Genomic DNA, 10,248 nt, shown 5'->3' on the forward strand with positions numbered 1-10,248 from the left:
AAGTAAAATGAATGCAGAGGTTAAACAACTATTCTCACATAAATAAAAAAGCGGCAGGAACGATACACATATATATGGAAGCTGTGTAAACGACCTGCTGCTTTATTTTTTTAACGCCAAGTAGAGAAGTATGCAGTCCTGAAAATTACTCGTGTTGAGCCCAGTCATTTCCTCTATTTTCTTTAATCTGTAAATAAGCGTATTTCTGTGAATGAACAGTACTTTTGCTGTTTGGCTAATATTCATATTGTTTTCGCAGTATGCTATAAAGAGATCCGCCATTTCCTTAAATCGATCATGTTCCATAAGAGTATGGATCCGAAATTGAATTTTGTTACGATATTCTTTAGATGTTTCTAGTGGTAATTGTTCTAAAATGATTTCCCAATCAAATATGGTATGTATGTTTGATTCGAGGCTACGTTCTTTGGCGAACTGTATTAGTTTCACTGCCTCATGGTAAGACTCACTTACTTGTTCAATAGCAGGTGAAAGACTACCAGCTGCAATTGAAGGGTCTTTAATTGAATATATCCTATATAATCTGATTAATTCCCTGCTTTGTTTCTCAAATTGCTGCAGGAGCTCCCTGTATTCCCCCTCACTCCCCACTTGCCTCACAACAACTATTTTTTCGCTATTTAAAAATGTAGCTAACCCACAATCAGTGCATATATAGGCTTCCTGAGTGCATCTTAACAGGTTATCTTTCAGCTGGTCGATGGAAATATGTTTTTTAGCGCTGTGCAGTAAGGAATTGCCAATATCAATGACAATACAAAAGCTCTTTTTTCCATAAGGAATGCCAAGCACCCCACAGTATTGTTTGACCCTTTCTGTTTGGACTACTTCATTTAATAATATATATTGTGCAAATGTTTCCCTGGTTTTTGCCTTCATATCCGTTATTTGCCGATGAAAAGTTTCCTGCCACATTATTTCAACATAATTTTTAATTAATAATCCATAAGGTTTGACTTGAGCGGGCGGCCCAATTATTCCCAAGACTCCAACTGTTTTGTGATCAAATTGAAGCGGAAATGCGATGCCCTCATACACATTAACCATATTTTTTATTTGTACTTTATCAAATATAATGTGATCGTTCTTTTCAATTACTTCTTTTGAAGGCAAGTGGTAGGTGCCAACCCTGCTGGAGTCCGTAGAACCAATAATATAACCGTTGTGATCGCTCAGGCTGATAGCAAATGGTGAAATTTTTGAAACCGCTTCCACCACTTTTTGTGCAAATTGTACTAAGAGGTCCACTACACACCACCCTTTCAATCTTCTGTTTTTGTATTTATATCATATCATAATAAAGATAAATAGATAAGGTTAAATATTTAGAAAGCTTAAATATTTAGGCGGATTGTCCATAGTATAAGAGAAAAAAATAAGGTATAACTAATGAAAATTATAAATAAACAATGGATATTATTCTTAGTGAGAGGTGGTTTATATGTCAAAGAAAACAGATATTATAATTGTTGGTGGTGGTGTCATTGGTTCCAGTATTGCTTATAATTTATTGAATGACGGATTTACAGGTGAAATTACCGTATTTGAAAAAGATAAAGTATACGAGTTTTCTTCGACTCCAAGAAGTGCCGGAGGGATCAGACAGCTATTTACAACAGGAATTAATATACAAATTAGCAGGTATAGCTTAAAAAAATATATGACATTCGCGGAAGATATGGCGATAGGAGGCGAAAAAGCGGAAATTGATTTTAAAAATCCGGGTTACCTTTTTCTCGCTAAAAATGAAAACATCAGTCAGTTAAAAAGGCAGATGGAGCTGCAGCGAAGTTTCGGGGTACCTTCAGAGTTTCTTGAACAAGAAGAATTGTTATCAATCATCCCAGAATTAAATAATGAAGATTTGCAGGGAGGACTTTATTGCGGGGAAGATGGATACTTAGATCCGTATTCTGTCATGCAGGGTTATGCTCGAAAAGCAAAAGAGCTGGGAGCAAATTATGTGTATGAAGAGGTCGATGTTGTTACGACGGAGAGCGGAAAAGTAACTGGTGTGCAATGTAAAAATGGAGAGAGATATGAGGCCCATACGGTAATAAATTCAGCAGGTCCATGGGCACCTGAGCTAAGTAAAAAGATAGGACTGCCAATTCCGGTAGTTCCGCTCAAGAGACAAATCATTCAATTTGATATTGCTGAACCGTTGAAAAACAAATTGCCGTTAACGGTAGACCCAACCGGTGTTTATTTCAGGCATGAAGGATCATCGATAATTTCAGGATTTGGTGAGAAGGTGAAGCCGGGCATTGATTTCAGGTGGAATCGTTCTTTTTTCGAAGAGCAGCTATGGCCGGTATTGGCTACGCGGATATCCAATTTTGAAAGAGCAAAAATAACCGCTGGATGGGCGGGTATGTACAGTCATAATACAGAAGATCAAAATGCGATTATCGGAGGTCACCCGAAAATGAAAGGATATTTTATGGCAGTTGGGTTTAGTGGTCATGGCATGCAGCAAGCGCCAGCTGTAGGGAAAGGTTTGTCTGAGCTGATTCGAACAGGAAAATATGAAACATTAGATCTCAGTCCACTTCGATTTGAACGTTTTGCGGAGAATGAATTGATAATTGAAGGCGCAATCGTTTAGTTACTAAGTATACGAAAAATAATAGGGAGGGGAATTTCATGAGTGATCCTACAACGGATAAAAAAAGAGAAACATGGGGATCAAGATTTGGGTTTATCATGGCCGCTGCAGGATTTGCCATTGGTTTAGGGAACATATGGCGATTTCCCTATTTAGTAGGTGAAAACGGTGGTGGAGCTTTTCTATTAATCTATATTGCTATTATTATTGTCATTGGGATTCCCTTATTTTATGTTGAAGCAGGTCTTGGTAGAAAAGCACAGTCTGGTGCTATTACTGGTTTGCGTAAACTAACTAAAAAGGGCAGTACTTGGGTGTCGATAGGATGGCTTGGCGTGTTTACGTCGTTACTTATCTTTTCGTACTATCTGATGATCATGGGCTGGCTATTTGCTTATTTTGTAAAGGTAGGTCTTGGTACATTTCAAGGAGTTACATTTGATCAGGCAGCCGATATTTATGATAAGTTTGTCGCAAACCCATGGCTTGTTACTGGATACGCAATTATCCCAATGTTGATTCTTGCGTTTGTAGTAGTGAAAGGATTGAAAGATGGCACAGAAAAATTTGTGCGACTATTAATGCCTTTACTCATCATCATGTTACTAGCTCTAAGTGTATTTTCACTTTCTTTAGAGGGTTCATGGGAGGGGGTTGTATGGTATTTGAAACCAGACTTTTCACAAATTAGTGGAGATTCTGTACTGCAGGCTTTGGGGCAGGCTTTCTTCTCCATTGGTATTGGGATGGCTGCTGCCTTCACTTATGGAAGTTATCTGAAGAGAGAGAAGTCCAATCTAGTTGTAGACGGAGTGTGGGTAATTTCGCTTGACACATTTGTTGCTTTTATCTCAGGAATGGTCATATTTCCGGCAATATTTGCTTTTAATGTTGCCCCAAATTCAGGACCAGGTTTGATTTTCCTGACATTGCCGACTATATTTGATCAAATGCCTGGTGGAACAATTTTTGGTCTTTTATTCTTCTTCCTGGTTATAGTAGCCGCACTTACAACCGGGGTTGGTTTTGTGGAAACGTTAGCAGCTAATGCATCCGAATTATTTAATCTGAATCGTAAAACAAGTGTTTGGCTTGTGAGTATTGCTAGTTTGGTGTTGGCAATTCCGTCTATTTTATCACAGGGACCATGGTCAAACATTCAGATTTTCGGTATGGATATATTCACATTTATTGATTACTTCTCTGGCAATATAATGCTTGTCGTTGGTGCACTTTTGCTTTCTTTGTATGTTGTATTTAAGTGGAAAACGGAGAACTTCATTGATGAAATCAATATTGGAACAACAGGAGTGAAAATTCCTTATGCTGTTAAACCAATCTTTGCTTTTGTTATTCCGGTGGTAATCGCTGTAATTTTCATAACTGGTATTCTATAAAGAACTAAAGTTTTAAATATAAAAAATGGATTGCTGGGGAGAGAGAGAGTTTGAATATTGGAGAAAAACAAATTATTGTAAGTGAAAAGGATATTGATGGACTCAACCATGTAAATAATAGTGTATACCTTAATTATCTGGAGAGCGGAAGAGAAGCATGGTACATAAAGTACGCTGGTTATTCTTATGATGATTTTCATAGAAATAACCTTGGGACGGTCGTTTTGAGGATTGACATTATGTATAAAAAGGAAGCGGTAATTCACGATCAGCTTCAAGTGATTACGATACCGAAGGAGCTTGGGAATACGAGTTTTGTATTTGAACAAAAAATAATGAATCAAAATGAAGAAGTGGTCTGTGAAGCGACAATTACGAAAGTGATGATTGATTTGACTACAAGGAAAAGCAGACCAGTGATTGAAGAGATTGCACGGAATTTTAGGCAATAGAAAACATAACCTAAATAGATAATAGCTATAGTCCACATCAAAAAACACTATTACAAGTAAAACGTATCTACGTGATACCATTTGCGGGAAAATATTGATATCAAATTGCGTATCAGGTTGAAAGTTCTAATAAAAAGCTTTATTAAATAAGAGTAAATAACATGTGGGGGGATAGTAATGGGTTATATAGAATTAAAAACAGAAATTCCAGGACCAAGGTCAAAAGAATTATTAAAGAAGCGTGAAGATTCTATTGCAAGAGGTTTAGCAACAAATTTATCTATAGGAATCGCTGAAGCTGATGGAGCTATAGTAATGGATATAGATGGGAACCGTTTAATTGATCTTGCGGGAGGTATTGGAAGTTTAAATGCCGGACACACCCCTAAAGCAGTAGTGGATGCACTAAAGAGACAATTGGATCATTATATAAATCCGGTATTTCCCGTCGTTTTGTATGATTCCTATATTCAGCTTGCAGAAAAACTTAATCACCTAGTTCCCGGTAATTTCTCAAAAAAAACCGTTTTATTTAATAGTGGTGCAGAAGCGAATGAAAATGCTATAAAAATTGCACGGAGATATACAAAACGTTCAGGGGTCATTTCATTTGAAAGAGGGTTTCATGGAAGAACCTTTATGACCATGTCCATGACAAGTAAGGTAAAGGGATTTAAAAAAGGATTTGGTACAATGGCGACGGAAGTATATCATTTACCCTACCCATATCCTTACCGGGATACTCGGACAACAATAGAATTATTAGAAGCTATTGACAATCTGTTTCAAATGACAGTGGACCCTTCGGAAATCGCGGCAATTGTAATAGAACCTGTCCAAGGGGATGGGGGGATTGTTGTCCCTAATAGAGAGTTTTTTGAAGGCATACGAAAATTGTGTACGCAACATGGAATCGTATTTATAGCTGATGAAGTGCAGACCGGATTTGCACGTACAGGTAAGTTCTTTGCAATGGAGCATTTTGGAGTAGCTGCAGATATTACAGTAATGGGAAAATCGATTGGTGCTGGAATACCTTTATCTGCGGTGACAGGTAATGCGGAGATAATGGATGCTCCGGAGAAAAAGGAGTTAGGTACAACATTGGGTGGGACCCCTTTAGGTTGTGTTGCTGGACTTAAAGTAATTGAGGATATTGAGAATAACAATTTGATGGTTAGAGCTCAAGAAATAGGAAATAAAATTCGTTCTAAACTAACATTCCCATCAAAATTTGTTGGTGAAGTTCGGGGACTAGGGGCGATGATTGGTATAGAGTTTGTAAAAGATTTGGAGACAAAAGAACCCTACCCGGAATTAGTGAAGAATGTAGTTCGAAAATGTCACGAAAACGGGGTGATTGTGATTACCGCAGGATCTCGTGGTAATATAATCCGTTTACTTCCACCATTAATCATTAATGATAAACAATTGAATGAAGCATTAGATGTAATAGTTAATGTGATTAAACAAATAGAAAATAATGAAGAAACATTAACACATATAGAATAGGTTATGATTCAATAATTTATCCCAGAGAGTCTTACTTGTCGTTTATTTTTAACTTCCCAAAATAAAGTCGAAAATCAACAAAAATCAACATATAATCCTATCGTTGATGTAACGGAAGATCATATTATTGTTTTACAAAATGCTGGACCAAAGGGCGGACCTGGAATGCCGGAGTGCGGAATGCTCCCTATACCGAAGAAGCTTATTAAAAAAGGGGTGCGACTTTGATTATTTAGAAACAGGATTCGGCGCCCCGACGAGAGAACCAGAGATTAATTAATCATTTATTTGAATTATAACATGAAATTCCGGAATAAAAACTGGATAAAGTAAATTGTGAGGTTAACAAGTATAAAGCCATTAGTGTTGCATAAACAATAAACTCAGTATCAATTATTAATCGAATGAGTTTGTGCCAAGCCTTTCTCAGTACCCTTTTCACCCTAGTGTTTCAGACATTCTATTTTTGTACGCTTTTTCAGCTATCGCGCGAATGTCTTCGCTTGGTTCCCGGTCATTTTAAGTTACGTTCTAATACCAAGAACGTAACTTAAAATGCGAGGATGATTATCCAAAACTTTTGGCTAGTTTCCCAATCGTGAATGAGGTTTGTATACACCGATTGAATCACCTCTATACCTCCTGGATACCAATGCATGCCTCGCTTTTTCATACGGCAAGTAACACGACGTTTGTTGGATTCCATTTGGTGACTTCCGGTGGGTGGCGAGGGGTTGTCTTCCAGTTTTACAGCTTACCCAACGTATGCAATAATCCCCGCCTCATCATCTAATTCCAGTTTAATCCCTGCGAAAGGATCCTCATTAAGAAATTCATCTAGCCATAACCGTAGTGCTTCGATAATGTTTGACATTACGAGTACTTGTTTCCTGCCATTCCAGAATGATTCTGCAGAAAAGCCAGTATCATCGTCATACATTAATTCTACCTCGACTTCTTCTGGTTTTATGTGTTTTTTCCGAGAAACATAAACGCAAATTGCGTTAATAATATCTTGTTCAGGAAGGACTAATTTCTCCATACATTAGCTTCCTCTTTTCTTTTCCTTTTGAAAAAGTGATAAATTTTTACTGCCACTGAGATCAAGAAAATAATTGCGAGACCGTTGATTAACAAGCCTAGCATAGATCCTAAGATACCCATGTTACCAAGCAGCCCACCGAATAATAATCCAGCAAGCCCACCGAGCATGAGGCCCTTCATTAGACCACCTGACATCATGCCGTCTTTATTGTTCGTATTTTGTTTTGTCGTGGATTTGTTCACTTTAGAATCTTTTTTATTATTTTGGAAGAAGGAATTATTGTTGTTAGAGTTGATGCCGCTATTTCCTGGGTTAAATGACTTTTTCCCGGATTTATAACGTTTCGCCTCCACCGTTGTGTCCTGATCTTGGAAAACAACATCTCCAATTGGTGAAAATACTAGTGCGATGGCACATAATGCTACGATAATTTTCTTCATTAATCTTTTTCCCCCTGATGATATCTTTGTATAGTCATCCTCCCATTATAATATAGCTTTTTCCTTTTGTCTGTTTGGAGGAAGGAAATGTCTTTATACAAAAGAACGAAATCCGTTCCATTAATTAAGAAAAGTTAGGATAGCATCAACCAAACTGTAGGTACCAAGTCCGGTACAAATCAGTGCTACTATTCCGCCGATAATATTAGCCTTTAAAGAGTTTGTATAGTTGCCGAGACGCTTTTTGTTATTCATGATAACAAGGAGCGTAATTGCAATCACAGGGAGCAGGATACCATTCAAGGCTTGTGCGAATAGCAGAACGCTCAGAGGATTAAGTTCAAGGGCTGAGCCGATGATCCCAATTGATATAATGATGACAAACACGATTTTAAAGCGTTTGTCTTTCATATTGTTGCCCCATTTTAAGACACTGCTTACTGTCATCGCTGCACCAAGTGGAGCGGCAAGCGCAGAAGATAAGCCAGCTGCAAATAAACCGATACTGATGAAAATCAGTGCCCACTCTCCCATGATTGGTTCGAGCTGAAGTGACAAGTCAGCGCCACTTTGTATTTCCATACCTTTGATCGTCGCACCAGCTGTAATCAGTACCGCTGCAGTAATCAATCCTCCCACACAAATGGATATGATCGTGTCCCATCGCGAATCTTTTAAATCAGACGGCTTGTTCCAGCGTTCCTGCACATTTGAAGCATGAAGAAAAAGGTTGTAAGGGACGACAGTTGTACCGATTAATGCGATAATCATAATGATGGAACCGGGAGGGATGTTTGGGATAAAAGTTCCCTTGAATAATTCTCCAATAGCCGGCTGTGTCATAAACATGGTCGTAATAAATGTAATAGACATGATGACGATGAGGAAAATCATCAATTTTTCTATCAGTTTATAACTGCCGGAAAGGCCGAGAAATAAAATAATGACTCCTACAATCGGTCCAAGTACATTCGTCGGTATTCCGGTAATAGTGGAAATGCCTAGTGATGTGCCGAGCAGATCACCCGCCATATAAGCGGCACAGCCAACACTGATAGCAATAATCACAAGCCACATGGAGCCGTATTTCAATATTGGATTTATGAATTGTTCGCGGACCGCATCCCCAAGCCCTTTCCGCGTAATGATTCCGAGCCTTCCTGTCATTTCCTGAAGCACAATTGTTGCGATAATGGAAAAAACGATCGCCCACAACAATGCGAAGCCAAATGATGCTCCTGCTCGTGTCGCAGTTGTTACGGTGCCAGGACCAATAAAGGAAGCAGTGACAATTGCCCCTGGCCCAATGATATTCAATCTATCTTTCCATGTTCTTTTCCCTGAATCAGAGTTACTTATTCTATTAGGTATTGCCATATTTTTTCTCCTCCACCTTCATTTCATCTTCGGTTCTGTTACTTTTCGACCCCAGAAAATATTATTTAGCCCTTCTCACTGGGGCGTCTATATTTAAAAACAGCACAAGTATCCTTGTTTATACTTGTGCTGAACTGCCAATATTACTATTTGCTATTAATCAAACCCGCGAGCGCATATAAAATAACTGTAGAAACAAAGTGGGCAGAATTTTGATTTGCGTCCTGCTGCGGATATATTTCCACAAAGTCCATGCCAATGACACCTTGCTTGCAGATTTCGTGGACGAGTGTTACAAGTTCAAAAGAAGTAAGTCCATTTCCATCAACAGGACCGCCGGGATTAAAAGCAAAATCTAAAACATCACTGCAAATGCTCAAGTACACACAGTCCACATCTTCCTTCGCTTGGGCATGAAGTTCACGGGCAAGCTCCGATAAATCATGATGCTTTCGGATATCGTTGATTGTTACCGTAACAGCACCTGCATCGCGGGCATTCCGACCTGCTTCAGGCTGATTTCTCGGTCCATGAATACCTGTGTGAATAATACTTTCATTGCGTACACCTTCCTGTTCATATAAACGGGCAAAAGGACTGCAACGCGCATACTGGTCACCTTGATGGGAAGGAAGGTTGTCGAAGTGCGCGTCCAGATGAATGATGCCGACTTTCTTTCCTTGTTCTGTAAGTGCCCTTAAGATGGGGTAAGTGATGCCATGATCTCCGCCGAGACCGATTAGAAATTTCCCGCTCTCCCAAAGCTTACCCGAGAAATTTGTAATTCGTTGCATCGTTTCTTCCACATCAGCGGGAACAACATCTACATCACCAACATCCCCAAGCTTGATATGTTCGAATACGTCAATATGGTCGAGCTCCGGCAAGTAGCCACTGTACCTTGCAGATGTCAGCCGTATTACTTTCGGTCCAAGTTCACATCCTGTGTAATCGCCCCATGTAACTGCACCTTCCCATGGAACTCCGTATACGATAGCGTCAATGTCTCCTAATGAATCGAGAGAAGAAGAAAGATTCTTTGCCCCGAGAAAAGTTGGTGTGTTTCCGTAAAGATAATTATTCAACGTGTATCCCTTCCTTTTTTGAATAATGGAGCAGGCTGATTCACGTGTAACGATTCACCTGCATCATACTTGTTTGGTTGGCTGTTTCATTAATAAGTATTGCTTGTTAAATATCTGGTTTCCCTTCCATTAAGGAGATGAAACTCGGAAAGGCTCATATCCCCACCATTTGGCTTGGAATATGAATATTTATATGATTGAGAAAGGGAAATATGAGGGAATTCGTCCGTTGAATGGTGAGGTTTTTGAAGAGGTCTTCATTTAAAAAATGATAAACCGCATGAAATGGGATAACAACCAATTCATGCGGC

Annotated in this window: 9 protein-coding genes and 1 pseudogene; 5 read left to right on the top strand and 5 right to left on the bottom strand. The window is 38.9% G+C overall.

Annotated features, from left to right (window positions below):
- Positions 1-120: 120 nt before the first annotated feature.
- Positions 121-1,269: pseudogene (locus SPD53_RS18795) on the bottom strand (CdaR family transcriptional regulator); the annotation flags it as partial.
- A gap of 193 nt (positions 1,270-1,462) precedes the next feature.
- Here SPD53_RS18795 and SPD53_RS18800 point away from each other — a divergent pair.
- The 5 genes from SPD53_RS18800 to SPD53_RS18820 all read left to right on the top strand — a co-directional run bounded on the left by SPD53_RS18800 (position 1,463) and on the right by SPD53_RS18820 (position 6,218).
- Complete coding sequence (locus SPD53_RS18800; RefSeq protein WP_336253470.1) at positions 1,463-2,629, top strand: NAD(P)/FAD-dependent oxidoreductase; 1,167 nt, start codon at positions 1,463-1,465, stop codon at positions 2,627-2,629.
- Between the two features lie 38 nt (positions 2,630-2,667).
- A complete protein-coding gene (locus SPD53_RS18805; protein ID WP_156855050.1) occupies positions 2,668-4,026 on the top strand; it encodes a sodium-dependent transporter in 1,359 nt (452 codons plus the stop codon).
- A gap of 50 nt (positions 4,027-4,076) precedes the next feature.
- Positions 4,077-4,478 (top strand): acyl-CoA thioesterase, encoded by a 402-nt coding sequence (locus SPD53_RS18810; protein ID WP_188856176.1) that lies wholly within the window; start codon positions 4,077-4,079, stop codon positions 4,476-4,478.
- 177 nt (positions 4,479-4,655) lie between these two features.
- On the top strand, positions 4,656-5,990 hold the full coding sequence (gabT, locus tag SPD53_RS18815) for a 4-aminobutyrate--2-oxoglutarate transaminase (RefSeq protein ID WP_336253471.1): 1,335 nt from the start codon (positions 4,656-4,658) through the stop codon (positions 5,988-5,990).
- Between the two features lie 18 nt (positions 5,991-6,008).
- Complete coding sequence (locus tag SPD53_RS18820) at positions 6,009-6,218, top strand: dihydroxy-acid dehydratase domain-containing protein (protein ID WP_336253474.1); 210 nt, start codon at positions 6,009-6,011, stop codon at positions 6,216-6,218.
- Between the two features lie 526 nt (positions 6,219-6,744).
- Here SPD53_RS18820 and SPD53_RS18825 read toward each other — a convergent pair.
- From SPD53_RS18825 to SPD53_RS18840, 4 genes are all read right to left on the bottom strand, one after another.
- Positions 6,745-7,032, bottom strand: coding sequence for a YxcD family protein (locus SPD53_RS18825; RefSeq protein WP_188856174.1), 288 nt, complete (start codon positions 7,030-7,032; stop codon positions 6,745-6,747).
- Positions 7,020-7,475, bottom strand: coding sequence for a hypothetical protein (locus tag SPD53_RS18830; RefSeq protein WP_336253472.1), 456 nt, complete (start codon positions 7,473-7,475; stop codon positions 7,020-7,022). The genes SPD53_RS18825 and SPD53_RS18830 overlap by 13 nt, the downstream gene beginning before the upstream one ends.
- 120 nt (positions 7,476-7,595) lie before the next feature.
- Positions 7,596-8,852, bottom strand: a complete 1,257-nt coding sequence (locus tag SPD53_RS18835; protein ID WP_188856173.1) for an Nramp family divalent metal transporter — start codon at positions 8,850-8,852, stop codon at positions 7,596-7,598.
- A 146-nt stretch (positions 8,853-8,998) separates the two neighbouring features.
- On the bottom strand, positions 8,999-9,937 hold the full coding sequence (locus SPD53_RS18840) for an agmatinase family protein (protein WP_336253473.1): 939 nt from the start codon (positions 9,935-9,937) through the stop codon (positions 8,999-9,001).
- Positions 9,938-10,248: the final 311 nt, after the last annotated feature.

The sequence above is a fragment of the Oceanobacillus sp. MO10714A genome, from assembly GCF_037072045.1.
GTDB lineage: Bacteria > Bacillota > Bacilli > Bacillales > Amphibacillaceae > Oceanobacillus > Oceanobacillus indicireducens.